This window comes from Mesorhizobium sp. M4A.F.Ca.ET.020.02.1.1 (assembly GCF_004022645.1).
Lineage (GTDB): Bacteria > Pseudomonadota > Alphaproteobacteria > Rhizobiales > Rhizobiaceae > Mesorhizobium.
Genome location: NZ_RZOI01000013.1, coordinates 1 through 25,955, shown reverse-complemented (window position 1 = coordinate 25,955; position 25,955 = coordinate 1). Strand labels below are relative to the sequence as shown.

Sequence of the window (25,955 nt, the reverse complement as noted above, 5' to 3'; positions counted from 1 at the left end):
CCTCATAACGGATGACGACGACATCGCCCGCCTTGATCTCATTGCCGAGGATCGCCTTGACCGAGGCATCCTGGCTCTCAAAGACCCGGGCCGGACCGGTGAATTTCAGGATCGATTCATCGACGCCGGCGGTCTTCACGATGCAGCCGTCGAGGGCCAGATTGCCTTTCAGCACGGCAAGGCCGCCGTCCTTGGAGAAAGGCGTCTCAGCCGAGCGGATGACGCCCTTCTCGCGATCAAGGTCGAGCTCGTCCCAGCGGCGGTCCTGGCTGAAGGCGACCTGCGTCGGCACACCGCCGGGAGCGGCGAGGAAGAAATCGCGCACGTTCGCAGCGGAGGTGCGGGAAATGTCCCAATGGTCGAGCGCTTCGCCGAGCGTCGCGGTGTGGACCGTCGGCAGATCGCGGTTGATCAGCCCTGCGCGGTCGAGCTGGCCGAGGATGGCCATGATGCCGCCGGCGCGATGGACGTCCTCCATGTGCACGTCGGACTTGGCGGGCGCCACCTTGCAGAGCACCGGCACCTTGCGCGACAGGCGGTCGATGTCTTCCATGGTGAAGTCGACGTCGCCCTCATACGCGGCGGCAAGGATGTGGAGCACCGTGTTGGTCGAGCCACCCATGGCGATGTCGAGCGCCATGGCGTTCTCGAACGCGCCCTTGGAAGCGATGCTGCGCGGCAGCGCGCTTTCGTCGTCCTGCTCGTAGTAGCGCTGGGCGAGATCGACGACCAGATGGCCGGCCTCGACGAACAGGCGCTTGCGGTCGGCGTGGGTGGCGAGCGTCGAGCCGTTGCCGGGCAGCGACAGGCCGAGCGCCTCGGTCAGGCAGTTCATCGAATTGGCGGTGAACATGCCGGAGCAGGAGCCGCAGGTCGGACAGGCCGAGCGCTCGATGACCTTGACGTCCTCGTCGGAGATCTTGTCGTCGGCGGCCGCGACCATGGCGTCGACGAGGTCGAGCGCCTGTGCCTTGCCGGCCAGCACCACCTTGCCGGCTTCCATCGGCCCGCCGGAGACGAAGACGGTCGGGATATTGAGGCGCAGCGAGGCCATCAGCATGCCGGGGGTGATCTTGTCGCAATTGGAGATGCAGACCATGGCGTCGGCGCAGTGCGCGTTGACCATGTATTCGACGGAGTCGGCGATCAGCTCGCGCGACGGCAGCGAATAAAGCATGCCGTCATGGCCCATGGCGATGCCGTCATCGACGGCGATGGTGTTGAATTCCTTGGCGACGCCGCCTGCCTTCTCGATCTCGCGCGCGACCAGCTGACCGAGGTCCTTCAGATGGACATGGCCTGGCACGAACTGGGTAAAGGAGTTGACCACGGCGATGATCGGCTTGCCGAAATCACTGTCCTTCATGCCGGTGGCGCGCCACAGGCCGCGGGCGCCGGCCATGTTGCGGCCATGGGTGGTGGTGCGGGAACGATAGGCGGGCATTGACCTGTCCTTAATGTCATATCGCGTCGGGAGGGCGCGGAAAGCCGGAATTGAGCCGCAGGCCTTATATACGTCGTCGGCTGGTCTGGCCACGCTTTTGCGATGCGCCAGGTTTCGCCAGAAAAATCGCACGGTGCTGTCGGATCGCGCCCGATTCGACCGTCCTTGGGCCAACGGCAGGGACTAAGGCACCAAACGCCTGGTCAGCCGTTTCATGGTGAAGCAGCCTTCAGAAAACCAGCCCAGAGGAGCAAGACATGCAAAAGATCACCACCTGCCTGTGGTTCGACGGCCAGGCCGAAGAGGCGATGAACCACTACGTCTCCATCTTCAAGAATTCAAAGGTGCTGAGCGTTATGCGTTGGCCCGAGGGGCACGCAGATGAGGGCAAAGTGCTGTTGACCACGTTCGAGCTCGACGGCGTGCCGTTCCAGGCGCTCAATGGCGGCCCCTACTTCAAGTTCAACGAGGCGATGTCGCAGTCGATCGACTGCAAGACGCAGGAAGAGGTCGACTATTTCTGGGAGAGACTCACCGAGGGCGGCGAGCCCGGCCAATGCAGCTGGCTAAAAGACAAGTTCGGAGTGTCCTGGCAGGTCGTGCCGGAGCAGTTGCCGCGGCTGCTTCAGGATCCGGACAGGGCCAAGGCCGGCCGTGTAATGTCGGCGATGATGCAGATGGGCAAGATCGACATCGCCAAGATCGAAGCGGCAGCCAGGGGCTGAACCGCGCGAGGCCGATCGCTCCAGCTCGAGAGTGGTTCACCGTTTCACGGAACGGAGAACCATGCTTTGTTGACGCAATTGCGGGCGGAAGGCTACGGCGAAGTCGGCGAGCCCAACCGTTTCACGATTTTTCTGGAATTGCCCCAGCCGCTACGAAGAACGGCCGGCCGGCACTGTTGTGTCGGGCCCGGTCGGTTGCTGGATCAGACCATGCTCCCAAAGGATTTGCGCAATACGCCGGCCCACCACGACGAGCGATTGCTGCTCCTTCAGGAACGCGAAGCCGCGCCGCGCACGCGCCTCGGCATCCCCGGGCGAAGCGTAGACCATGCGCAAGGCCTCGACTGCGGCGTCGGCGTTCGCCGTCGCCCAGACCTGACCTTTGGTCTGCACATATTCGCCGTGGCGAACCGGCTCCAAGGCATAGGCGACGGGATATCCGGTCAGTTCATTGATGAAGTCGGTCGTGCCGCCATAGTCGGTGGCCACCACAGCCTTTCCGGCCGCGAGCGCCTCGGCGGCGCCAAAGCCGAAGCCTTCGGAGCGATGGAGCGAGATGAACGCGTCGCATCCCCTCATCAGCGAATCCACGCCCATGCGATCAAGCGTGTGGTCCACAATCTGGATCCGGTCGTCTTGCGCGGCCATGTCGCCAAGCCACTGCCGCAGCCCTTCATCGCGCTCGCCGCGCGTTTTGATGATGAGCTCGACATCACGCTTCGCCGATGGGAAGGCGGCGCGGAAGGCGTTAACCGCGGCTTGAGGGTTCTTGCGCGCGACGTAGGAGTCAAAGTCCAGATAGGTGAAGAAGCGCAGCGTTGCGCGGTCGGAGCGGGGTGCCGGCACATGCAACGGGAGCCGCACGGGCTGCGGCACGTGCTTCAGGATTATGCCTGAGAGTTCATCGAAGGCGGACGCCACGAAGCGCGAAGGCGCCCACACCTCGTCGAAATCACGGATCGCGGCATGCCACTCCCGCGGGATCCTTCCGAGCTCCCAAAACGGAAACAGGATGTTCAACCGGCCGGGCGCGATGTCCTGGCGATAATGCTCGGTGGCCGCGAGACCGGTAACGACGAGCTGAGCCTTGCGGTCGACCACGGGGTTGGACTTGGTTGCGAATTCGGCGTCGTTCTCGCGCCCTGGCAAAGCAAGGGCGCGAGACGAAACGGGTAGACGCGCCGCGTCGCAGGCATAGACAATGTTACGTGCCGCCTGGCCCAGTCCAATCTCGGAGCACAGATATCCGCTGACGCACAGGCCGTCCTCTAGATTTCGCGGGAAGGGGATGACCCTATGCTCGGTGAGCTTCGTCCGCACCGCCTTGAGATGGGGGTCCTCGAAGCCGTTGCGCAAAAGGTGCGCGATCGGATTGTCGTGGCCCGGCCGGAACCCAGGAGCCAGAGCGGCATAGGTTTCGATATCGATCCCGTTCGCCGGCTTCCGCCGTTCGCGCCAGCCATGGTTCATATAGTGCGCGAACGGATCGATGCCGCTCATGGCGACATCCTTGTGGGCAGTCAAATACCACTCCGGGTCGAAGACGCCGGCCAGCTCGGCCAATGCCTGAAGATGCCGATGCTCCCATTCGATGCCCAGCACCCCCTGCATCTGCTGCCGCCGCGACAGGACGGCACGCCGAACGTAGCGAACGACCCTTCGCGCAAAATCCTTGATCGTCACGGATTGCCCACCCTGTCAGTCCACGGAAATCCGGCTTGCGGCCGATCGCCCATATCTACATGCGGATTGCAAAAGGGATCCTGATCCACGGCCTCGCGCCAACGCTCCGCTATCAGGCGCATGCTCGCGATACGCATCCTCAGCACCTCAGGCGTGGCTTCGGAACCTCGCGTCGCGGATTCGCGGTGGATGATCCCATCTGTCGGTAGCGCAATGACCCTGAAGCCCTTCAGCCGCGCACGCAGACAATAGTCGACATCGTTGTATTCAACAGGCAGGCAGACCTCATCAAACCCGCCGATCTCATGGAAAACGGTTCGCCGCGAGGCGACGATGGCGCCCGTCACGGCCTGATAATTACGCACGGTGCGCATGGCATGCAGATAGCCGTCCGCATTTCCCGGCGCGCCTCGCAACACATGCTGCGCCAGCACGGGATGCTCGCTGTGCGAGCCGGGTTGCAGAACAATGCCCGCATGCTGCACCGAGCCATCCGGGTACAACAGGCGGGCTCCGACGACACCGACTTCGGGGCGCATGGCGTGCGCAACCATCAATTCCAACTGACGAGGGTGTGTGATCTCGACATCATTGTTCAACAGGACCACAACGTCCGCGGTCGCGGCCGCCACGCCCATATTGACCATGCGAGAGAAATTAAAGCGGCCATGGACCCTGACGATACGGGCGCCGTGCTTCTCCTGGAGTTCCGCGTAGAGTGCCAGCGTAGCCGGGTCGGTGCTTGCGTGATCCACAATGACGAGCTCGGGCGAAAGGTTCTCCAAGGCTTTCACAAACCCCACGCAACGCTTCAGCAGTTTGGGCTGGTCACGGTTGGGAATAACGATCGCCACGGACCGAGGCCGAGGGAGACGCATATCCGCTGGTTCCGCCGAAGGACGCGGCAAAGCAGTGGGAAGATGCATGACGGTCTCGGTGAGATGACCGACCGCGAGAGGCCCACTCGCCAGGGTACGGAGCCAACCGTGCAGGGAATTCGGGCGCTCGGCCGAGCGCCGCGAGAAGATGAGTTTTCGCGAAGCCATGAAGGCCGTGCCGACATAATCCATTGAAACAATCAGATCAGGGTCCCAGCCTGGCAGAAAACAAGGCTGCGGGACCGCCCCGGCATCGCGGCGATCGTGATCGCAGACGATCAGGTCCGGCATCGGTGTCCCGCGCAACGGTGAAAGCATGCGATTCAGGAGAGCGAAGGCATCCGTATCGAACGTCGTGCCAGCGGCCGCGAAAACCAAATGACTGCCGCGCCACAGATGATCGTGCGCCGGATCCGACAACAGGTTCAGCGCATCGAGCGTCGGCTCCGCGAACAGGCCACGCAGGCTTGTAAAGTCGTCCACATCCGGCAAGTCGATCTCGTGGACACCGGCAACCACGATCTCGATATTGCGATAGGTCTGACCAAGCAGCGAAGAGAGCGTATGCGACAGGGTCTCGCGGCTCGCCGAAGCCGCGTCATGGATCAACACGGTAATCAAGTGATTCCACGTGCGCTGCTGGCCGGCCAACGCCGTCCTTTCGGCCAGCCTGGATTGCCGCCAACTGTCGTAGCCCGCCGATAGGGTGGCGTCTTCCCGCCTGCTCATACTATCGGACTCTCCTGAGTTTGCGTCGGCCTGCCTGCGCTTGCCGGTTGTTGCTGTTGCCGAAAGAGATCGATCACTACAGCTTTTCTAGAACCACCATGTCCTGATAATCGAGCGCACCACGCGGGATATACTGGCAGACACGCAGAAATTTCGACCAATGATCGAATACATACCGCACGCTGTGGAAGGCGGAGTGGTAGAAGTCGGGGAAGTCAGCGCCCCACTGGTCATCCTTGGTAAAGAAAAGCCCTCGTGTATAGAAGATGTCGGCAACCTGCTCGCGAAGCGGCGACTCCGGCGGAATCCCTCCGAAAAACTGATCGAATGCATGCTGTCCGTGAACCGTGAGCGTGACAACACCACCCGGGCGAAGGACGCGCGCCAACTCCGCAAGCCAGGCATCCTGGTAGTCCGCATCAAGATGCGACATCACACTGTGGTTGAAGATCAGGTCGAATGAGCCATCGCCGTATGGAAGCGGAGGCAGGCCTTGCGTAAGGCTCGTCTCAATCCACGGCATATGCGCCGAAACCCATTCGATCGCTTCCGCGTCGATCTCGTTTCCGTACAGCTTGCGAGGCAAGGCGGGCACGGGCAGATGCCGCAAGATGCGGCCGCAGCCGCAACCCCACTCGAGGATATCGTTGAAATCCCCGTACGACTTTCGGATGGACGCCAAGGCCCGCTCCAGATCGCGCAAGGACTTTGCCCCCGACTCCACGAACCAGTCGCTGGCGTCGGTGCCCGTGACCTTGTAACGCAACCGCGGCGGAGGGAGCTGGATTTCCGGGGCTGCTGCTTCGGGCCCCTGGTTTGAACTCCCGGTTGTCGAAAACACGAAACCTCCCCTTCGCATCACAACAGCATCGCGCTTCGGCGATGCACCGCGGTTGTTATGGACCGATCAGATGACAATGGAAATCCCAGAACATCCGACAGAATCGTCGACCTGCTCCAAGTATTTGTTTTTGCGCATATGGGGACCGTGACCGGCCTGGCATCGTGTCGGCGCGCCAAGGGACCCGCCGTCACGCCGCCTTGTCGCGGACCTGATAGTCCTTCACCGCGGCGAAGCGGATCGCCTTCCAGCGCTCGGCCTCGTAGTTGAGCGAGAAGGTGTGCTGGGCGAGGAAGACCGGATCATTGTCGAGATCGCGGGCGATGTCGCCGCGATGCGCTTCGACGAAGCGCTGCACCTCGGCCCTGTCGTCGGCCGAGATCCAGCGGCAGACCGAAAAGCGCGACATCTCGAAATCGACCGGCAATGTGTACTCGATGTTCAGCCGCTCCTTCAGCACGTCGAGTTGCAGGGCGCCGACGACACCGACGATGGCCGGCGAGCCGTCCTCGGGCGAGAACAGCTGCACGACGCCCTCCTCGGCCATCTGGTGCAGCGCCTCCTTCAGCTTCTTGGCCTTCATGGCATCACCGAGGCGCACCCGGCGCAGGATTTCCGGCGCGAAATTGGGCACGCCGCGGAACAGGATTTCTTCGCCTTCGGTGAGTGTGTCGCCGATGCGCAGCGTGCCGTGGTTGGGGATGCCGACGACGTCGCCGGCGAAGGCCTCGTCGGCGGTAACGCGGGTGCGGGCGAAGAAGAACTGCGGCGCCGACAGGCTCATCGGCTTGCCGGTGCGCACCAGCTTGGCCTTCATGCCGCGCTCCAGCTTTCCGGAGCAGACGCGCACGAAGGCGATGCGGTCGCGGTGGTTGGGATCCATGTTGGCCTGGATCTTGAAGACGAAGGAGGTCATCTTCTCCTCGGTCGCTTCGACCTTGCGGCTGTCGGCCTCCTGCGCGCGCGGCGGCGGCCCGAAGGCGCCGAGCGCCTCGATCAGGTCGCGCACGCCGAAATTGCGCAGTGCCGAGCCGAAATAGACCGGGGTTAGATGGCCCTCGCGGAAGGCGTCGATATCGAGCGGGCGGCAGGCCTCGCGCGCCAGCTCCAATTCCTCGATGAAGTCGTTGCGCTCGTTCTCCGGCAGGAGACCGGCGACGCGGTTGGAATCGGGGCCGTTGACCGGCGTGCGCTCCTTCTCGTCGTCGCTCTTACGCACTGCGTTCAGCGCCAGGTGATAGGTGCCCGAAAAGGTCTTGCCGCGGCCGATCGGCCAGGTGACCGGGGCGGTGTCCAGCGCCAGCTTCTGCTCGATCTCGTCGAGGATCTCGAACGGATCGCGGCTCTCGCGGTCCATCTTGTTGACGAAGGTGATGATCGGGATATCGCGCAGGCGGCAAACCTCGAACAGCTTCAGCGTGCGCGGCTCGATGCCCTTGGCGGCGTCGATGACCATGACGGCGGAATCGACCGCCGACAGCGTGCGGTAGGTGTCGTCGGCGAAATCCTCGTGACCGGGCGTGTCGAGCAGGTTGAAGACATTGTCGTCATACTCGAAAGTCATCACCGAGGTGACGACCGAAATGCCGCGCTCGCGCTCGATCTTCATCCAGTCGGACCGGGTCTGGATGCGGTCCTTCTTGGCCTTGACCTCGCCGGCAAGCTGGATGGCGCCGCCGAACAAGAGCAGCTTTTCGGTGAGCGTGGTCTTGCCGGCGTCGGGGTGGGCGATGATCGCGAAGGTGCGACGGCGCGATACCGCGTTTTCGATGTCTTCTGCCAAGTCGTGGAATCCTGTCTGTGGCGCGGGCTTCTAGCAGCGCTTTTCCGGCCTGTCGACAGTTTCGGGCCGATCGGTCCGAGGCGACCGGAAATCGGCCGCGCAGATCAGTTCCACAGCCAGCCGCGACCATCCTTGCTGCCGTAGCGGGTGACCAACGCGATCTCGGAGCGATCAATGCCGATGTCGCGCAGCAGGTGGTCCGGAAATTCGTGAAGCCGCGCCCGGTCCCTGCGAATGCGGATGATGCGGGCGAAGGCTCCGACGCCGAAACGATCGATGGCCGTCACGAAGAAGCGCCAGCCGAAGGGCCGATCGACGGTGAATTCCAGTTCTTCAAGGGATGACATTGTCGTGTTTCCTTCTGTTTGAACGATGGCAGATCGGGAGGGCCATGCAATGACCCTCCCGATGCGGTGCCGGGTCTTGGCTGCGTCAGGACTGATCGTTGGCGCAGCTCACATAGGGGTTCCAGTCGGCGAACATGCCGGCCGGATTGTGCCGCCAGTGCCAGACATGCAGCTCGTAGTAGGGCTCCACCGGATGGACGCCCACGGTCGTCTTGCGCTGCAGGGTGCGGCCGAGGAACTCGGGAACGCCCTTGCCCTTCCAGTCCTTCTCGAAGACGATGTACTCCATGCCGACGAGCTGCATGGAGCCGTCCGGCTCCGGCTCGTAGGTCAGCACGTCCGGCTCGCTGAGCACGAGCTTGCCATCGCCGGCACGGACCGGATGGATGAAGTGGACCCCCATCGTGCCGTGCTCGTCATGCGTCGTGCATTCGAAGAGTTGCTGGTAGCCTTCGGCCTTGGCGACCTCGATATTGACGTACCTGGCCGCCATTTCCCGAGACCGGTTCAGCACCGGATCCGGCGTATCATGCGCATCCGCGGTGCCGCAGGCGAACGCGGATGCCCAGATGGCGCCGGACAGCGCCGGGCCGAGGACGAGGTTTGCGAAGAGTTTCACCACCCGTTCCTCCCCGTCAGGCGCTGGCGTGCGCCGTCGTCGGATCGAACAGGCGCTTCACCTGCGTGATCTTCGTCGCCGGGAAGCCGCTCATCTTGGCGTGGCGCTGGATGATCGCCTTGTCCTTGGCGAGATAGACGCAGAAGGTCTTGTCGTCGGTGACGAACGACTCCACCCACTGGATCTCCGGACCAAGTTCGGCGAGCACGGCGTTCGACGCCTTGGACGCGTCGCGAAGCTGCTCGCGCTCGAAGGTGCCGACCTTGGGAATGTCCCGTTCGATGATGTACTTCTGCATTTCCGTAATCTCCTCATCTTGGGTTCAAATGCCGGCGGGCGACCGACCAGGTCGCTGCCGGTGACATGCCCGGGCTTGCTGGGCTAAAGTGCCGCTTGGCTCGCCAGGCACGGGAAGAATGACAGGAGGGGCGGCCGACAGTCCTTACGCCGCGCTTATCTTCTCCTGATCCTTTGCCCATTGTCGTTGGAGGGAATGCTGCCGATGGGGGTCTATTGCTTCGGCGACTTCGAGCTGAACGAGGAATCCCGCGCCCTTCGCCTCGCCGGCAGGGAGGTCGAGGCGCAGCCGCTGGTCTTCGACTTCCTCGCCATGCTGCTGCGAAATCAGGAGCGGGCGCTGAGTAAGGACGAACTGCTCGAAACGCTGTGGCCGGGCGTCACGGTGACGGAGGCCTCGCTGCAGCGCGTGGCGAGTCTCGCTCGCAGTATCCTTCGCCAGGGCGGAATTGAAACGGCGCTGCGCAACCTGCCCCGGTTTGGCTACCGGATCTACCTGGATTCACCTGCCGCTCCGGAAAACAAGATCGTTCCGGCCGGCCAGGTGAGCAAGCCTTCGAGCCCCGGCTCGCCAATCCTTTTGGCACGCGCGGCCGTTGCGGCCAGAAAATGGCGTGAGGCCGCGGCCTCCTTCGCCGAAGCAGACGCCACCGACGAGTTGTTGACGGCCGATCTCGAAGAATGGGCCTTGGCACTGGAGTGCATGGGACGGCCGGCGGAAGCCATTCCGCTCCTGGCGCGCGCGGTGACGGAGTACGGCGTCGCCGGCGAACGCCTGCGCGCGGCTTCTCCGGCAATCACCCTTGCCATGATCCATCTGGAAAGAGGAGAGCTTGCCGCCGCCAACGGCTGGCATAAGCGAGCCGCGCAGTTGATCGATGGCGCCACCGAGAGCAGGGAGCATGGCCTCTGGTGCTGGATGGGCGCGCGCATCAAGGGCGCGGAAGCCGAGCCGGAGCACGCGCTTGCGCTCGCCGAGCAGGCTTTCGAGGTCGGCAAGCAGCTCGAGGATCCGGTCGTCGAGTCGCTCGGTCTCATCTATCGCGGCTTCTTCAAGCTTTGCCTTGGGGAAACAAGGTCCGGGCAGGAAGACCAGGATTTTGCCGCAGCGCTTGGTCTCTCCAGCGATGTCGACCCAATCGTCGGCGGTATCCTCTACTGCAACATTCTCTGGGCCTGCCGAAATTTCGGCGACTGGGCGAGAGCCAACCAATGGACCCTCAGCTACGAGGGTTGGTGCAGAGGACACGGGCTGGAGGAACTCACAGGCTCGTGCCGGCTGCATCGGGCCGAGGTGCTCGGCGTCCATGGCACGCTGAAAGAGGCGGAGACGCTGGTGCGTGCCGCGCTCGACCAGCTTGCGCTCGACGCGCCTTGGGCCACTGGCGATGCGCTGCGCGTCCTGGGTGACATTCATCTTGCCGCCGGCGATTTCGCCGAGGCAGAAACAGCCTATCGCGCGTCCCACGCCGCGGGCTGGGACCCGCAGCCCGGCCTTGCGCTGCTGCAGCTCGAGCAGGGACAGGCGGAGGCCGCTTTCAGCGCGCTCGAGCGGTCCCTGGTTGGGAACCGCTGGCCAACCCTGCAGCGGCGCGGCATGGTCCTTGCCACGCTCGCCAAGGTGGCGGCGCGGACCGATCGGCTGGAGCGCGCGAAGCAGGTGATCGCCGAACTGGAAAGCGAGCCGCAACGTTGGCCGATGGCCTCGATCCGGGCGCTGACTGCCGAGGCCAAGGCGGAACTGTTCATGCGGGAAGATCGCCTTGTGGAAGCGGCGTGGGAGCTGCAGACCGCATGCTCGCGCTGGGCCGAGATCGGCTCGCCGACCAACTGCGCGGACGCCAGGCTTTCGCTCGCGGCGCTGCTTATCCAGCTGGGGGACCGCACCGGCGCGGAGCTGGAGCTCGGCACGGTGCTCGCGGTCGCGAAGAAAGTCGACTCGCCGCGCCTCATGCGGCGGTACGACGAGTTGAAAGGGCTGCTCGCCGGCGCCAAGAGGGAGGCGCTTGGGTAGCGCATAGACTCTCGCTTGAGGTTGGCTCGGTGCGATGGCATGACGGGAAACTCCAATGGAGCCCGGCATGAGCAGCGTGAAAGAAGTCATCGTCATCGGCGCCGGCATCATCGGTGCCTCGATCGCCTGGCATCTGACGGGAGCCGGGGCGCGGGTGACGGTGATTTCGGGTAGCGGCGCGGGTGGCGTCGCGACACCCAATTCGTTTGCCTGGATCAATGCCAGCTGGGGCAACCCCGAGACCTATTTCCGGCTGCGCCGGCGCGCCATGGCCGAATGGACAAGGCTGGCGAAGGATCTGCCCGGCCTGCCGCTCGCCTGGTGCGGCGGCCTGTGCTGGGACATGCCGGCGGACGAGCTGGAGGCCTATGCGGCCGAGCATTCCTCCTGGGGCTACGGCATCGAGCGCGTCGGCCGTGATCGGGTGGCCCGCATCGAGCCCAATCTTACCGAGCTTCCGGAGCTTGCGCTCTATGTGGCGGAGGAAGGCGTCGCCGAGCCGGTTGCCGCCACCAGGGCGCTGCTGGCCGATGCCGAGCGGCGCGGCGCGAAGTTGGCAACCGGAACCGTCACCGCCCTGGCGCGATCCAATGGCAAGGTCACGGGCGTGGAGATGTCCGGCGAGCAGCTTACCGCCGACGAGGTGGTGATCGCGGCCGGCGCTGGAGCTCCGGGGATCGCCGAAACAGTCGGGGTCAAGCTGCCGATCGAAACACCGCCCGGCCTGATCGTCCATTCGCGCCCTTACAAAAGGCTGCTCAACGGGCTGGTGCTGGCCGAGCGGCTGCACATGCGCCAGACGGCCGAGGGCCGGATCATCGCCGGCTCGGATTTCGGCGGCGCCGATCCGGGCGAGAATGCGGAGGACACGGCGCGCGAGCTGTTCAAGGCGACGAAGGCGATGCTGCGCGGCGCCGAGGGGCTGGAACTCGATTTCCACACGGTCGGCTACCGGCCGACCCCGGTCGACGGCTTCCCGATCATCGGCCGCGCCGAGGGGGTGGACGGGCTCTATGTCGCCGTCATGCATTCCGGCATCACGCTGGCGCCGGCCGTCGGTCTCTTTGCCGCGCGCGAAATCCTGGACGGCGAGCGCGATCCATTGCTTCAGTCTTACAGGCTTGGCCGCTTCTCTTAATAGCCGGTCGGCCTGCGAAAGCCCCCAGCGAGTGGCGCCATCGCTGACGCGAGGCCGAGCAGCCGCGTCTCGGACCAGCGCCTGCCGACCAACTGCAGGCCGATGGGCAGGCCCTCGCTGCCGTACCCGCCGGGTATCGTCAGCGCCGGATGGCCGGAATAATTGAACACCGCGCCATAGGCCGGCAGCATCCAATAGCTTTCCTCTCTGCCGTTGACCTCGATCGCCGTTCCCGGCGCGCAATGCGGGAAGGCAGTGGTCATGGCGACCGGGCAGAGCAGCGCATAGCAGCTTTCGAAGAACCTGTCCCAGGCGAGAATCGAGCGGTCGCGCCGGGCGAGCGCCGCGAACCAGCGCGAGACGGGCGTCGGTTGGTCCGGCGGGTCCGGCTGCGCGGCCTCCAGCATCATGCCGATCAGCGCGCCGCCCTCGGCCAGATCGTCGTGCAGATCGAGTCTGGGCAACTTTGCCTCCTCGACCATGGCGCCTGCCGATCCGAGCTTCTCGCCAAGCTTTTCGACGGCGGCGGTGATCTCGCCAGCCACCGGAAAGCCAGGGAAGGACGTGGCGACGGTGATGCGCAGCGAACTGACGTCCGGCGTCTCCGTAGCCTCGACCGGCACCGGCGCAAGGTCGGTGTCGCCTTCGTCCGGTCCGGCGATGATCCGGTAGATCAGTGCCAGGTCCTCGGCGCTGCGCGCCAGCGGGCCGAGGCACGACATCAGCCGGACGCTGCGCGCCGTCCCGCCCGGATCGGGAAAAGCGCCGGCCAGCGAAACACGATGCTCGGTCGGCTTCAGGCCGTAGACACCGCAGAAGGCAGCAGGCAGCCGGATGGAATCCTGCATGTCGGTGCCGATCTCGAACGGCGTCATGCCCGCTGCAACCGCCGCCGCCGCGCCGCCGCTGGAGCCGCCGGCGGTGCGCGACAGATTCCAGGGGTTGCCTGTGCGGCCGAACAGTGGATTGTCCGATTGCCAGTCGCTGAGCATGGTCGCGACATTGGTCTTGCCGATCTGTATTGCGCCAGCGGCCTTCAGCCGCGCCACGACCGGGCTGTCCTTTTTCGCCACATAGTCGGCAAACGGCGGGAAGCCGACCGTGTCTTCATGCCGGCCGTGTCGTGCGTGTCCTTCAGCGTGAAGGGCACGCCGTGCAGCGGACCCAGCGCGTCGCCGCGCGCCAGCGCAACGTCCGCCTGCCTGGCGCGCTCGCGAGCCCCTTCCCTGTCGAGGGTGACGATGGCGTTGACCGCCCCGTTGCCCCTGTCGATCTGCGCAAGATGCGCATCCAACGCCTCGGCGGCCGAGATTCTACGCGCGGAGATCGCGGTGGCGAGCTCGATGGTCGAGGCGAAGGCGATGTCCATGACGAATGCTCCGACTTGCTGGCCGCGCCTGCTGATCAAGATGGCGGACTGTGGCGCGGCTTCAAGCCGAGTTCAGCATCCGAGGATCGGCCTCGCTTGATCGGGATTGCGCTGGCATTCGCGGCGGGATGGCTCAGCCGGCCAGCGCCAGCTCCGCCAGAGCCGGAGTAAAGGGCCGAACGACCATGCCATCGCGTGCAATGGTGACGAAGCTCGATGGCGGGATCGTCTGCCACTCGCCGCCTTCGCGGTCGAAGGGCTCCGAGACGATGCAGCGGCCCCTGCCAAAGGCCGAGGTGTAAAGCGTCGGCGCATGATCGTCGGTGGCGTAGCGCACGGCGTAGAGCGCCTTGCCGTCCGAGAAGGCGGCGGTGAGCTTCAGCGCCGGGTCCAGACCGGCGCGGCGCGAGGCGTCGAGCACGCGATTGGCGGCGCGCGTTGCCGCGCCATGCGGGTCGCGCGACAGGCCCTCGTCGATCATCAGCAGGAAGAACAGCTCGGAATCGGTGCTGCCCGAGCGCCGGTCGTAGACGGCGTCCGAAAGCGAGTTCTCCAGTCCGCGGCGTATCCTTTCGAAGCCGTGGATCTGGCCGTTATGCATGAACGACCAGCGGCCGGAAATGAACGGGTGGCAGTTCACGCGGCTGGTGCCGCCACCGGTCGAGGCGCGGACATGGGCCAGGAAAAGGCCGGATCTGATCTGCTGGCACAGGCTTTTCAGATTAGGGTCTGACCAGGCCGGCAGAATATCGCGATAGAGCCCAGGCTCGGGCCGGCCGCCATACCAGGCCAGACCGAAGCCGTCGGCATTGGTCGGCGATTTCGCCTCCCGCGCGTCGCGGCTCTGAACGATCAGCGAGTGTGAAGGTGCGGTGACGATCTCTTCCAGGAAGATCGCTTCGCCGAGATAGGCAGCCCATCTGCACATTGTTGCGCCATCCTCTTTCGCGCATCCAACCGTGGCCGCGAATGAAAGCCATTCGCCGCCGGTGAGGCGCCATGGATGACAGGAGGCCGGTTTGGCGTCCTTACGCCGCGCTTATGTTTTGCTGATCCTTTGCCCGAAGCCGTCGGAAAGACGCCGGCAATCCGCCGGCCGCCTCTGACCCGGACCTTGGGATCACCGCTCTCGACGGATTGCGATCGTGCTCAGCCGGCCAGCGCCAGCTTGTTCGCTGCAGGGGCAAAAGGCCGAATGCCGGCGCCATCTCCGGTCATGGTGACGAAGCTCGACGGCGGGATCGCCTGCCAGTCGCCGCCGTCGCGGTCGAAGGGTTCGGAGACAATGCAGCGACCCGCCCCGTTACGGAAGGCGGAGGTGTAGAGCGTCGGCGCATGATCATCGGTGGCGTAGCGCACTGCATAGAGCGCCTGGCCATCGGAGAAGGCGGCGGTGAGCTTCAGGGCAGGCTCGAGACCGGCGCGGCGCGAAGCCTCGATGACGCGGCTGGTGGCGCGCGACACCGCCCCTTGCGGGTCGTCGGACAGCCCCTCATCGATCATAAGCAGGAAGAACAGTTCCGAATCCGTCGTTCCCTCGCGCTGGTCGAAGACCGCATCGGAAAGCGAGTTCTCCAGCGCGCGGCGGATCTTCTCGAAGCCGCCGATCTGCCCGTTGTGCATGAACGACCAGCGGCCAGAGATGAACGGATGGCAGTTCATGCGGCTGGTGGCGCCGCCGGTCGAGGCACGGACGTGGGCCAGGAACAGGCCGGATTTGATCTGCCGGCACAGGCTCTTCAGATTGGGATCCGACCAGGCCGGCAGGATGTCGCGGTAGAGGCCCGGCTCGGCCCGGCCGCCATACCAGGCAAGGCCGAAGCCGTCGCCATTGGTCGGCGACTTGGCTTCCTGGGCGCAGTGGCTCTGCGCGATCAGCGAATGGCAGGGCGCGGTGATGATGTCTTCGAGGAAGACCGCTTCACCAAAATAGGCCGCCCACCGGCACATCGCATTCCACCGTTGCTAGGCGCGGTCCATCAGAGCCTTGGGCTCCTTGACCGCGTGCGAGCCTCTGTTGTGTGTCCGCTCATAGAGCTCGCGGACGATTCGGCTGGCGGTAGTCTCGAACAGAAATGGCAAGAAAGCGTGAACGAGCGCTGCGGCCGCGGCCATCGACAGGCGCGAGCAGAACCAAGCGGCGAAGGCCATGTGGCTGAAATAGGTCTCGCCCACCTTGGCCGGGTGAGAGGTGAACAGCTTCGAAAACGTCGTCATGGTGATCCCTCCTGCCGGGATGAGCCCCGATGCTGGGTATCGTGCCACGGGTCAAAGGTTCATCGATCCCAAATTGTCCTTGCGATGAGCAATAATTTGGGACATTCATCCCATGATGACCATAGAAATCGATGAAATCGATCGAAGATTGCTGGCGGAGCTGCAGCGCGACGGCACGTTGTCGGTCGATCAGCTGTCGGAGCGGGTGGCGCTGTCGCGCAATGCCTGCTGGCGGCGGGTCAAGCGGCTGGAGGAGGACGGCGTCATCACCGGGCGGGTGGCGCTGGTCGATGCCGACAAGCTCGGGCTCGGCCTCTCCGTGTTCATCCTGGTCCGCACCTCCAACCACGATCCGGACTGGCTGCAGAAATTCCGCGCGGCGGTGACCGGCTTTGCCGAGATCACCGGGGTCTACCGCATGTCGGGCGATCTCGATTATGTGCTGAGAGCCCGCGTCGCCGACGTGAAGGCCTATGACCGGCTCTACCAGCGGCTGATCGCCAAGGTGGCGCTGTCGGATGTCTCGGCCTCCTTCGTCATGGAGGAGATCAAGGAAACGACGGTCGTGCCGGTGGAACTGCGCTGAGGAGGAACCGCCTCGAAAGAAAGGCGTTGATAGCGTTGCGGCCGGGTTGACCTTTCCGGCACTCGCGCCGATAGGAATGGGCTCATGCGCACAGCTGTCTATCCCTCCCCCGTCATCGGCCCCTCCGTCGGTTTCGTCAGGCTTCCGCATGGCGAAGGCCTGCCGCTGCCGGCCTATGAAAGCTCAGGCGCCGCCGGCATGGATTTGCGCGCCGCGGTACCGGATGACCGGCCGCTGCTCATCCTGCCCGGGAAACGCGCGCTGGTGCCGACCGGGCTGATCGTGGAAATCCCGGAAGGCATGGAAGGCCAGGTCCGGCCGCGCTCCGGTCTTGCCTTCAAGCACGGCCTTACCGTTCTCAATTCACCCGGCACCATCGACAGCGATTATCGCGGCGAGGTCAAGGTGCTGCTGGTCAATCTCGGCGACGAGGACTTCGCGGTGACGCGCGGCATGCGCATCGCCCAGATCGTCTTTGCCGCGGTGACGCAAGTGGCGATCGAGGAGCGCTCGCTCGCTGGCGGCACGGCGCGCGGGGCGGGCGGCTTCGGGTCGACCGGCACGGCCTGATGTCTGTACCAAAGCTGGTCATCTTCGACTGCGACGGGGTCCTGGTCGACACCGAGAACCTTGCCAACCGGCGCCTCGCCGAATGGCTGAGCGGCGCCGGCTTCGCTACCACCTTCGAATATTGCCGCAAGCATGTCTCCGGCCGCAGCATGGCCTCGGTGCAGAAAGAGATCGAAGCGGCGACCGAGATCAGGCTCGGCGCCGACTTCGTCGATCGCTGGAACGCCGGCCTGCCGGACCTCTTCGCGCATGGCGTCGAGGCAATCCCTTATGTGCGCGACTTCATCGAGAAGGTCCGCGACGCCGGCATCGCCTACTGCGTCGCCTCATCGGCGCGGGTGTCGAAGATGCACATCACGCTCGGCCAGACCGGGCTGCTGCCGTTGTTCGAGCAAGCCATGTTTTCGTCGACCATGGTCGGGCGCGGCAAGCCGTTTCCGGACCTGTTCCTCCACGCGGCAAAGACGATGGGCTTCGCGCCGGCCGACTGCATCGTCATCGAGGACAGCGTCGCCGGCACTGAGGCCGGCATCGCCGCCGGAATGCGCGTCTTCTCCTACCACGCCGATCCCTATTCCGACCCGCATGGTCTGGAAGAGGCCGGCGGCATCCTGTTCGACGACATGCGCGCGCTGGCCGGGCTGGTGCCGATCGGCTGAGCCGGTTTTCAGCCTTGGGGCCTGGCTTTGCGTTTCAAGACTCCGCGCTGGAGTGGTTGATCGGTGATGGAAACGCAGAACCACTCCCTCTTTTGTTTCGACGCAATCCGGACGGAAAACCGCTTCACCCTTTTCCTCGAATTGCTCTAGCGTAGGCTCTCTCGAGGGGCGCCCGCACATATGATCTCCATTTTGTTTCGCTTCATTCTCGCTTGCCTGCTCTTGCCCTGGATTTGGGCGACGGCAGACGCGCAGACCGCAAGCTTCCCGGAACTGAGCAGCGCCGTCCCTAGCCATCCGGACGTCACCTATCTCGACCTTGCCAACTTGGTTGTCCCCGTTCTCGCCGGCACTTCGCCGATCAAGATCCGCCCCATCAGCGGTGACGCTGATGACGAGGCGCCGCCTTCGACCGGCGACCTGTCGAGCGCCGCCGTCCTCGATATCAAAGCCGGCGGCAAGGAACGGCTGACGATGCTGTTCGACCTCGGGCAAGCCTCCGACAGCGCCGAGGGTTTCGCTGTGCTGGCGCTCTACGACCTCGGCGGCAAGCCGGAATTGCTCGACGCGGTCAATGTCGCCACCGATCGAAGCACATTTTTTCGCGAACCGGCCAGGCTTTCGATCAGCGCCGGCGATGACGCCGTCGTCATCACCAGCACGCATTTCAATTCGAACCAGGGCTATGTCAGCACGTTGCTGCTCATGGTCCGCAGCGACCGCTTCGAGCTGGTCGACACCATCAACACGTTCGATGAAAACTACTGCTACAAGCGGACGCAGGATCTTGCCTTCAAGACGCTCGCGGACGGCCGGCGCTATGCGGCGATCAAGGCGACGGTGACCGACGCCACGGTGCCGGGCGAAGACTGCGAAGACGAGCAGCCCAAGGCTTCGTCGCACAAGATCTCTGTGACCTATCGCTGGAGCAAGAAGGCGTCGCGCTACGTGCCTAGTTCCAAGGCGTTCGAGCGTCTGTCAGCAGAGAACGAGAAACGCTTCTGAGCCAGGCGCATTCGTTTGCCCGGTTGAAATCGTCGCGCTAGACTCCGCTTCACAAGTCCACATATGAGGGAAGCATCCATGGACAAGGGCAAGATCTTTCGCGACCTGCACGCCTCGACCTTCGTCATGCCCAATCCCTGGGATATCGGCACGACAAAGCTTCTCGCCTCCTTCGGATTCAAGGCGCTGGCGACGACCAGCGCCGGCTTTGCCTTTTCGCGCGGCCTGCCCGACGGCGCGGTGACGTTCGACGCGATGATCCATCACTGCCGCGAGGTGACGGCGGCGACCGCTCTTCCAGTTTCGGCCGATCTCGAACGTGGCAAGGGCGACAGCCCCGAACAGGCGGCAGAGACCGTTTTCGCGGCCGAGGCGGCCGGCCTTGCCGGCTGCTCGATTGAGGACCACACTGGCGATCGGGAGAAGCCGATCTATGATTTTTCGCACGCCGTAGAACGCGTCGCCGCCGCTGTCGAGGCGGCGCGGGCGCTGAAGCACGATTTCGTCTTCACCGCGCGGGCCGAGAATTTCCTGTGGGGCCGGTCCGATATCGATGACACGATCAAGCGGCTGCAGGCCTTCGAGCAGGCCGGAGCCGACGTGCTCTACGCGCCGGGCTTGAGCGACGTCGAGACGGTGCGGATCGTCTGCTCGTCGGTGACCAAGCCGGTCAACGTCATGGCGCGGCCGGGCTTCGCCGTCGCCGACCTCGCCCAGGCGGGTGTCAAGCGCATCTCGCTCGGGCCCTGGCTGACCAATTTCGCCTTCGGCATGCTGGAGACCGCGGCGCGCGAGATCCAGCAGGACGGCACCTTCGGCTTCACCCGCGCCGCCATGCCGTTCGGCAAGCTGCAAGCGCTGTTCGGCAAGAACGGCGACTGACCGAAAAGGTCATCCTGGCCGGCGCGCTGACACCGCCTTGTGCAGATGCACCATCATGGCGGCGGCGAAGAGCGGCGTCAGCAGGTTGACGACCGGAACGGCCAGGAAAGCGGCGATGACCAGCCCGGCCAGGAACACGGTGCCGGCATACTTCCGGCGCAAGGCCTTAGCTTCGGCCTCCGGGCGGAAGCGCATGGCGGCGAATTCGAAGAACTCGCGCCCGAGCAGATAGCCGTTGACGATGAAGAAGGCGGCGATGTTAATGCCCGGCACCAGGAGCAGCAGCAGGGCGATGATGTTGCCGAGAACAACGACGCCAAAGAATTTTATCGCCAGCACCAGCGAGTGCAGCGCCGGCACGGGACGGCCGGGCGGGCCGTCCGGATAATCGGTGCGCTCGACCACTTCGGCGACGTCGTCGAGGAACAGGCCGGCGATGATCGCCGTCACCGGCGCGACAACCAGCGCCATCCCCATCGCCAGGACGATGCCGGCGACAATGGCGCCCAGCCATCCGGCCCATGACGGCAGCCCAGGCAGAAGCCTCTGCAGCCACGGCCAGGCCAGCCATTCGAGCAGGCTCTCGATGCCGAACCAAAAGGCCACCAGCGCCAGCAGGGTCAGCCCCAGCGTCTTCAGGAAGACGGAACGGAATTCGGGCGAGAACAGCCGGCTGGCAGCGGCGCGAGCGGCGTCGAGGATCACGGCGTCTCCAACCCCTCATTGACTAAGACGCTTCCGAGATAGGCACCCTTGTCGAGCAGCGCAACTATTGCGCAAGTTTCGTCTGCCGGGCGGGGATGGTCATCGCCGCGACGCCGACAACGACGAAACCCATGCCGAGCCAGGCCGTCGGACCGAGGCTCTCGCCAAGGAAGAGAGCGCCGATGCCGACGCCTATCGGCACGCGCAGATAGGCCTGCGATGTGGTGCCGACCGAGCCCAGCGTGTGGATAAGGCGGAAGAAGATCGAGAAGGCGAGCGCGGTCGAGAAGACTGAAAGTCCGATCAGGGCGAGGATCGACGCGGTCGATGGCGAGAGCGTCCAGGGCCGGTCGAAAACAAGGCTCAACGGAATCAGGATCGCCGCGCCGCAGATCATCGAGCCGGCGGCCGGCAGCATTGGGTCAAGCCCTCTGAAGTTGCGCCCGAAAATGGCCGCGCCCGCATAGCTGACGGTAGCGGCGACGACGGCAAGCTGCGCCCACAGCTGATGGCCGAGACCGCCGAGCGCCTCCGTGCCGACGATGAGGCAGATGCCAGCGATGCCGGCGCCGACGCCGACCAGCTTGCGCAGCGTCACCGGCTCGTGGCGGGTGATCAGCGCGGTCAGGAGGAAGGTGAAGATCGGCGAGGTGGCGTTGAGGATGGTGGCGAGGCCGGCATCAATGGAGCGCTCGGCGGCGGCGATCAGGGTGAAGGGCACGACGCTGTTCAGGCAGGCCTGGAAGGCGAAGCGACGCCAGGTTGCGGCGTCCCTCGGCATGGCGAGGCCGCGCCAGCGGATGATCGCCAGCAGGATGGCGCCGGCGATCAGGGTGCGGGCGGCGATGAAGGTCACCGGCGGGATCGTCTCGACGCGTACCTTGATGAAGGTATAGGACGCGCCCCATAGCAGCGCCAGCACGGCAAGCAGCGACAGTTCGGTGGTCATGTCGGTCTTTGCGGGCATTGCTGGTTCGTGCTCTCAGAAACTTCGCTCGGATCGCTTCTAGCCGACGGCAAGGCGGAAATGTTTCGATCCGGATGCAACCATAGCCGTCGTCATCACGGCCGATATGGTCCAGTTTTATGCGATGGCTGCAACAGCCGGCGAATAGGCGCGGCCATTGACCGGCATGGCGGAACCCGATGCCGATTTTCGGGGTAGGCAAAAGGGCGGCAACTCGCTAGACCCGCGCCCGGCCGGCGTGGCAGAAAGCCGGCAGGTTCCAAGGCGGAGAGATTGATGCCGGATTATGACGTGCTTTGCATCGGCAATGCCATTGTCGACATCATCGCCCAGTGCGACGAGGCCTTCCTCGAGACCAACGGCATCATCAAGGGCGCGATGAACCTGATCGACACCAGGCGCGCCGAACTGCTCTACAGCCGCATGGGCCCGGCGATCGAGGCCTCCGGCGGCAGCGCCGGCAACACGGCGGCTGGCGTTGCGAGCTTCGGCGGCCGCGCCGCCTTCTTTGGCAAAGTCTCCAACGACCCGCTCGGCGAAATCTACACCCACGACATCCAGGCCCAGGGCGTCGCGTTCGACACCAAGCCGCTCCAGGGCCAGCCGCCGACGGCGCGATCGATGATCTTCGTCACGCCGGACGGCGAGCGCTCGATGAACACCTATCTCGGCGCCTGCGTCGAGCTTGGCCCGGAAGATGTCGAGGCCGACAAGGCCTCCGGCGCCGCGGTCACCTATTTCGAGGGCTATCTGTGGGACCCGCCGCGCGCCAAGGAAGCGATCCGGCAGACGGCAAGACTGGCGCATGCCGCCGGGCGCGAAGTGTCGATGACATTGTCGGATTCCTTCTGCGTCGACCGCTACCGCGACGAGTTCCTCGACCTGATGCGCTCGGGCACCGTCGACATCGTCTTCGCCAACAGCCACGAGATCAAGTCGCTCTACCAGACCTCGTCCTTCGAGGACGCGCTGGAAGCGATCCGCAAGGATTGCAAGATCGCCGCCGTCACCCGCTCCGAAAAGGGCTCGGTCATCGTGCGTGGCGACGAGACCGTCACCATCAATGCGACGACGATCCGCGAACTGGTCGACACCACCGGCGCCGGCGACCTCTATGCCGCCGGCTTCCTCTACGGCTACACCGCAGGACGCAGCCTCAAGGAATGCGGCGACCTCGGCTCGCTGGCGGCCGGGCTGGTGATCCAACAGATCGGGCCGCGCCCAAGGCAGAATTTGCGCAGCGCGGCCCAATTGGCGGGGCTGCTTTAGCCTTCATTGCATTGGGCGCGTCGAACGACGCCAACTGTCGCGCGCCTGTCATAGAGCGCACCTACACGCAAACCGAGGCGTCCCGCGACTGACATTTCGGGATGTCCAGTTGGGGTGCAAAAAAATGCAAGACAGCAACCTGTCGGGTCGCTGTGTTTGTCGTTGCTGCCATTTTTGCTTCCTGCTGTAGCCATTTCAATCGGCCGCAGCTGGGGAGGAGAGCGCGTGGCCCGCAAGACAGACACATGACCAGATTTCAAAATCCGACGGATGGGACATCGCAGGATGCCTTGGCGGGCCTCGTCGCCGAGGCGGTGCAGCAGGCACTGGCCCAGCACGGCGTGCTCCTCGATCCGCAAGCGCTGGCTTCAGCCAGCGCCATCGCCGGCGGTTTCGCCGCCGCCTTTCCCTTCCTGCCGCAAACACAGCGGCTCGCGATCGGCTCCCTCAAAGGCGATTGGACCGCGCTTGCTTCCGCGTTCTTCAGCATGACCGCCAACAAGGCCGCGCGTGGCGGCACGGCAGACGCCGGCCGTAGCACGGCAGACGCCGGTGGGGCGGATGAGCACCCGGTGCCGGCATCCGCGACCGGGAAGCCCCCGTCGCCGCGCGAGCGCCAGCGAACCAACGATCTACAATCCGTGCTGATCGAGGATTGGGCGGGCGAAGTCGCAGGATCGACCTATCTGGAAGAGAATTTCCGCATACCGCGCTCGACCCTGCATCGCTGGCAACGGCGAAACGAGGTCATTGCCTTGCGCAAGGGTGGCCGCAAGCATGTCTTTCCGCTGGCCCAGTTCGTCGACGGCAGGCCGGCCGCGGGGTCAGAGAGCTGCTGGCGGTGATCGCCAATCCGAGGCTGGCATGGTTCTGGCTGACCCGCCCTTCGCCCGATCTCGATGGTCGCACTCCCCTTGAAATGCTCAAGCACGACAGGGTGCACGAAGTCATGCTGGCCGCACGCGACTTTTCGCCGACCAGCAATCCCAACGGCTCGCGAGTTTGATTTTTTTCTTTCAAATCAATTAGTTAAACGGCGGTTGCCGCGTCATTAACTAGTCGGCTAATGGTATTTCATGGAACAGTCATCGTTGGATGTATCCCAGGTTGTGTAAATCTATAGTTACGTTTCGTTTGTACAACTTGTGCCATTTGTGCCAATTTCGACAATATATTCGTGGTATTTACGCAACAATACTTTTCCAAGATTCCAAAAGCCGCTTTTATGACACAATCTCTGTTGAACCGCGCTGCGACATGGGTCATGTGGAGCGCGAAGAAGCGGCGCGATGCGCGTCTTTTTCAACCGTGGGGACAGGGGGCGGCAACGCTGCCTTTCAAGAGATCAAACCCGTTTTAACTTTTGACTGGAGATTCAGAAAATGAACATCAAGAGCCTTCTTCTCGGCTCAGCTGCGGCCCTGATCGCAGTTTCCGGTGCGCGCGCCGCCGACGCGGTCGTCGTCGCCGAGCCGGAGCCGGCCGAATACGTCAAGATCTGCGACGTCTACGGCTCGGGCTACTTCTACATCCCCGGCACCGAAACCTGCCTTCGCATCGGCGGCTATGTCCGCTACGACATCGGCATGGGCGACGTCGGCTCGTTCGACGGCGCGAAGTCCTTCGACCACCAGGACGGTGACCAGCAGGACACCTGGAAGAAGAATGCCCGCTTCACCTTCAAGACCTGGACCGGCCAGGAAACCGAGCTCGGCACCTTGAAGACCTACACCGAAATGCGCTTCAACTTCGGCAACAGCAACGGCTATGGCACCCTCGCCTCCGGCAATCCCGCCGTCGACAAGGGCGTCTCGGTGAAGTTCGCCTCGATCCAGCTCGGTGGTCTGCGCGTCGGTAAGGACGAATCGGCGTTCGATTCGTTCATCGGCTACGCCGGCAACGTCATCCAGGATACGCTGGTTCCGTACGGCGATTTCGACACCAACGTCGTCCAGTACTACTTCGACGCCGGCAACGGCTTCTCGGCCGTGGTCTCTCTCGAAGAGGGCTCTGGCGTCGTCGGCACGATCGACAGCTATGTTCCGCATGTCGTCGGTGGCGTGAAGTACACGCAGGGCTGGGGCGCCATCACCGGCGTCGTCGCCTATGACAGCAACTACGAGGAAGTGGCCGGCAAGGTTCGTCTCGACGTCAAGCCGATGGACAACCTGTCGCTGTTCATCATGGGCGGCTACGGCACCGACGACAACCTCAACGATGACGCAGGCAACGTCATCGACGCGCATGGTCGCGGCTTCTACAAGCAGTGGAGCGGCAACTGGGCGATCTGGGGCGGCGGTACCTACACCATCAACGAGAAGACCTCGTTCAACGCCCAGCTCTCCTACGACGAAGGCAAGAACTTCGGCGTCGCGGCGAACATTGCCTATGAAATCGTCAAGGGCCTCAAGGTCACGGCCGAAGTCGACTATCTGCATGTCGGCGAAGATACCGTCACCAACTGGACCAAAGCCGACAAGGAAAACAGCATCGGCGGCATCCTTCGCTTCCAGCGCTCGTTCTGACCGGTTCTACAATCTTTGCAAGAAGGGCCCGCAGCACGTCGTTGCGGGCCTTTGTCTTTTCAGCTCACCCGGCCTGTCTAAGTGCCGAACAGACCCGCTCGCGCAGACCGTCCGGGACCTGGCCCACGACCGCGTCGAACGAGGCGACCGTCAGACCTTGGTCGATGCGCGTTGCTTCGGCGATGACGGCCCCGGCTTCCTCCGGGCGTCCGAGCGCGGCGAGAGCGGCGGCCAGCCCCAACCTCGACCAGGTCTGCAATGGCCATTGGCGGCCACCACCATGGCCACCACAAGCACCACGCCTGGGGCTGGGGCGGGGTGACCATCGTGTGCGTCCGACCATGGCGGCCGCGGCTATGAATTCTGGAAGTGGAAGGTGACCGGCTGGCGCTTCTGGAAGCGCGCCTATCTCGCCTGCCGCGACCGGGAGTAGGGTGTCGCCACGCCTTCAAATGCCTTGCCTTCCCCTGCCTCGCGGGGGAAGGTTTGCGGCCGATCCGTCCTGCTCGATGGATGCCGCGCCCGTCGGAGCTAGGCGATGCGGCGCTGGCGGCGTGACGACTGGCCGCCGCCGGCCCCGGGCTGCTCCAGCGCCAATTGGTCGGAAGTGACCAGCCGGCCACGGCCTTCCTTCTTGCCGACATACATATGCCGGTCGGCGAGCGCGACCAGCGCGTCGGGATCGGCGGCTTCCGTAGGATAG

At 64.2% G+C, this 25,955-nt stretch carries 27 protein-coding genes and 1 pseudogene; 12 read left to right on the top strand and 16 right to left on the bottom strand.

All coding sequences use genetic code 11. From position 1 onward, the window contains the following. Positions 1-1,444: dihydroxy-acid dehydratase (gene ilvD, locus EN742_RS02280; RefSeq protein WP_128332364.1), on the bottom strand; the 1,444-nt coding region annotated here is incomplete at its 3' end. A 257-nt stretch (positions 1,445-1,701) separates the two neighbouring features. Here ilvD and EN742_RS02275 point away from each other — a divergent pair. Further along, positions 1,702-2,169 carry a VOC family protein gene (locus EN742_RS02275; protein WP_127404751.1) on the top strand — a complete coding sequence of 156 codons (468 nt, stop codon included), beginning with the start codon at positions 1,702-1,704 and terminating at the stop codon, positions 2,167-2,169. A 150-nt stretch (positions 2,170-2,319) separates the two neighbouring features. On the opposite strand, the gene EN742_RS02270 is transcribed toward EN742_RS02275, so the two are convergent. The 7 genes from EN742_RS02270 to EN742_RS02240 all read right to left on the bottom strand — a co-directional run bounded on the left by EN742_RS02270 (position 2,320) and on the right by EN742_RS02240 (position 9,347). Beyond that, positions 2,320-3,852 (bottom strand): glycosyltransferase, encoded by a 1,533-nt coding sequence (locus tag EN742_RS02270; protein ID WP_127404752.1) that lies wholly within the window; start codon positions 3,850-3,852, stop codon positions 2,320-2,322. Beyond that, positions 3,849-5,459, bottom strand: coding sequence for a glycosyltransferase (locus EN742_RS02265; RefSeq protein WP_127404753.1), 1,611 nt, complete (start codon positions 5,457-5,459; stop codon positions 3,849-3,851). Before EN742_RS02265 ends, EN742_RS02270 begins: the two co-directional genes overlap by 4 nt. Before the next feature lie 76 nt (positions 5,460-5,535). After that, complete coding sequence (locus EN742_RS02260; RefSeq protein ID WP_189362941.1) at positions 5,536-6,300, bottom strand: class I SAM-dependent methyltransferase; 765 nt, start codon at positions 6,298-6,300, stop codon at positions 5,536-5,538. A gap of 190 nt (positions 6,301-6,490) precedes the next feature. After that, positions 6,491-8,083, bottom strand: a complete 1,593-nt coding sequence (locus EN742_RS02255) for a peptide chain release factor 3 (RefSeq protein WP_126056785.1) — start codon at positions 8,081-8,083, stop codon at positions 6,491-6,493. A 104-nt stretch (positions 8,084-8,187) separates the two neighbouring features. Further along, positions 8,188-8,430: a DUF1127 domain-containing protein gene (locus EN742_RS02250; protein WP_127420547.1), complete on the bottom strand. Its 243-nt coding sequence runs from the start codon at positions 8,428-8,430 to the stop codon at positions 8,188-8,190. Between the two features lie 85 nt (positions 8,431-8,515). Next, the gene (locus EN742_RS02245; RefSeq protein ID WP_127404755.1) at positions 8,516-9,049 is read right to left on the bottom strand and encodes a hypothetical protein; all 534 of its coding nucleotides are present in this window, start codon (positions 9,047-9,049) and stop codon (positions 8,516-8,518) included. A gap of 16 nt (positions 9,050-9,065) precedes the next feature. Further along, positions 9,066-9,347: a DUF4242 domain-containing protein gene (locus tag EN742_RS02240; protein ID WP_127404756.1), complete on the bottom strand. Its 282-nt coding sequence runs from the start codon at positions 9,345-9,347 to the stop codon at positions 9,066-9,068. 195 nt (positions 9,348-9,542) lie between these two features. On the opposite strand from EN742_RS02240, the gene EN742_RS02235 reads away from it, so the two are divergent. Continuing rightward, positions 9,543-11,360: a winged helix-turn-helix domain-containing protein gene (locus tag EN742_RS02235; protein ID WP_127404757.1), complete on the top strand. Its 1,818-nt coding sequence runs from the start codon at positions 9,543-9,545 to the stop codon at positions 11,358-11,360. A gap of 67 nt (positions 11,361-11,427) precedes the next feature. Then, positions 11,428-12,498 carry an FAD-binding oxidoreductase gene (locus tag EN742_RS02230; protein WP_127404758.1) on the top strand — a complete coding sequence of 357 codons (1,071 nt, stop codon included), beginning with the start codon at positions 11,428-11,430 and terminating at the stop codon, positions 12,496-12,498. Here the strand turns inward: EN742_RS02230 and EN742_RS39080 are convergent. The 5 genes and pseudogenes from EN742_RS39080 to EN742_RS02210 form a co-directional block, all read right to left on the bottom strand. Then, a complete protein-coding gene (locus EN742_RS39080; RefSeq protein WP_245492241.1) occupies positions 12,495-12,905 on the bottom strand; it encodes an amidase family protein in 411 nt (136 codons plus the stop codon). The two genes, EN742_RS02230 and EN742_RS39080, sit on opposite strands and share 4 nt — an antisense overlap. A gap of 90 nt (positions 12,906-12,995) precedes the next feature. Continuing rightward, a pseudogene (locus tag EN742_RS39075) lies at positions 12,996-13,867 on the bottom strand (amidase family protein); the annotation flags it as partial. Positions 13,868-14,000: 133 nt separating this feature from the next. Next, on the bottom strand, positions 14,001-14,795 hold the full coding sequence (locus EN742_RS02220; RefSeq protein WP_127404760.1) for a class II glutamine amidotransferase: 795 nt from the start codon (positions 14,793-14,795) through the stop codon (positions 14,001-14,003). 221 nt (positions 14,796-15,016) lie between these two features. After that, positions 15,017-15,817: a class II glutamine amidotransferase gene (locus tag EN742_RS02215; protein ID WP_127404761.1), complete on the bottom strand. Its 801-nt coding sequence runs from the start codon at positions 15,815-15,817 to the stop codon at positions 15,017-15,019. Positions 15,818-15,832: 15 nt separating this feature from the next. Continuing rightward, positions 15,833-16,084, bottom strand: a complete 252-nt coding sequence (locus EN742_RS02210) for a DUF6356 family protein (protein ID WP_127404762.1) — start codon at positions 16,082-16,084, stop codon at positions 15,833-15,835. A 115-nt stretch (positions 16,085-16,199) separates the two neighbouring features. On the opposite strand from EN742_RS02210, the gene EN742_RS02205 reads away from it, so the two are divergent. From EN742_RS02205 to EN742_RS02185, 5 genes are all read left to right on the top strand, one after another. Beyond that, entirely contained in the window at positions 16,200-16,670 is a 471-nt protein-coding gene (locus EN742_RS02205; protein WP_127404765.1) for an Lrp/AsnC family transcriptional regulator, read from the top strand. Positions 16,671-16,754: 84 nt separating this feature from the next. Then, a complete protein-coding gene (dut, locus tag EN742_RS02200; protein WP_127404763.1) occupies positions 16,755-17,240 on the top strand; it encodes a dUTP diphosphatase in 486 nt (161 codons plus the stop codon). Then, on the top strand, positions 17,240-17,899 hold the full coding sequence (locus EN742_RS02195; RefSeq protein WP_189375130.1) for an HAD family phosphatase: 660 nt from the start codon (positions 17,240-17,242) through the stop codon (positions 17,897-17,899). The genes dut and EN742_RS02195 overlap by 1 nt, the downstream gene beginning before the upstream one ends. Positions 17,900-18,079: 180 nt before the next feature. After that, positions 18,080-18,904 carry a hypothetical protein gene (locus tag EN742_RS02190; protein ID WP_128332362.1) on the top strand — a complete coding sequence of 275 codons (825 nt, stop codon included), beginning with the start codon at positions 18,080-18,082 and terminating at the stop codon, positions 18,902-18,904. Positions 18,905-18,982: 78 nt separating this feature from the next. Further along, positions 18,983-19,786, top strand: coding sequence for an oxaloacetate decarboxylase (locus EN742_RS02185; RefSeq protein ID WP_126056798.1), 804 nt, complete (start codon positions 18,983-18,985; stop codon positions 19,784-19,786). A 9-nt stretch (positions 19,787-19,795) separates the two neighbouring features. Here EN742_RS02185 and EN742_RS02180 read toward each other — a convergent pair whose 3' ends face one another. After that, positions 19,796-20,491, bottom strand: a complete 696-nt coding sequence (locus tag EN742_RS02180) for a sulfate transporter family protein (RefSeq protein WP_127407011.1) — start codon at positions 20,489-20,491, stop codon at positions 19,796-19,798. 64 nt (positions 20,492-20,555) lie between these two features. Further along, positions 20,556-21,458: an EamA family transporter gene (locus tag EN742_RS02175; protein ID WP_128332361.1), complete on the bottom strand. Its 903-nt coding sequence runs from the start codon at positions 21,456-21,458 to the stop codon at positions 20,556-20,558. Positions 21,459-21,734: 276 nt separating this feature from the next. Between EN742_RS02175 and EN742_RS02170 the strand changes: the two genes are divergently transcribed. From EN742_RS02170 to EN742_RS02160, 4 genes are all read left to right on the top strand, one after another. Then, a complete protein-coding gene (locus EN742_RS02170; protein WP_126056801.1) occupies positions 21,735-22,727 on the top strand; it encodes an adenosine kinase in 993 nt (330 codons plus the stop codon). A 290-nt stretch (positions 22,728-23,017) separates the two neighbouring features. After that, on the top strand, positions 23,018-23,572 hold the full coding sequence (locus EN742_RS02165) for a hypothetical protein (RefSeq protein WP_348632841.1): 555 nt from the start codon (positions 23,018-23,020) through the stop codon (positions 23,570-23,572). After that, positions 23,569-23,733 carry an antitoxin Xre/MbcA/ParS toxin-binding domain-containing protein gene (locus EN742_RS40190; protein ID WP_348632840.1) on the top strand — a complete coding sequence of 55 codons (165 nt, stop codon included), beginning with the start codon at positions 23,569-23,571 and terminating at the stop codon, positions 23,731-23,733. The genes EN742_RS02165 and EN742_RS40190 overlap by 4 nt, the downstream gene beginning before the upstream one ends. Before the next feature lie 376 nt (positions 23,734-24,109). Continuing rightward, positions 24,110-25,252 (top strand): porin, encoded by a 1,143-nt coding sequence (locus EN742_RS02160; protein ID WP_127406708.1) that lies wholly within the window; start codon positions 24,110-24,112, stop codon positions 25,250-25,252. A gap of 64 nt (positions 25,253-25,316) precedes the next feature. On the opposite strand, the gene EN742_RS37610 is transcribed toward EN742_RS02160, so the two are convergent. Continuing rightward, the gene (locus EN742_RS37610; RefSeq protein ID WP_189375128.1) at positions 25,317-25,493 is read right to left on the bottom strand and encodes a hypothetical protein; all 177 of its coding nucleotides are present in this window, start codon (positions 25,491-25,493) and stop codon (positions 25,317-25,319) included. Between the last annotated feature and the right edge of the window lie 462 nt (positions 25,494-25,955).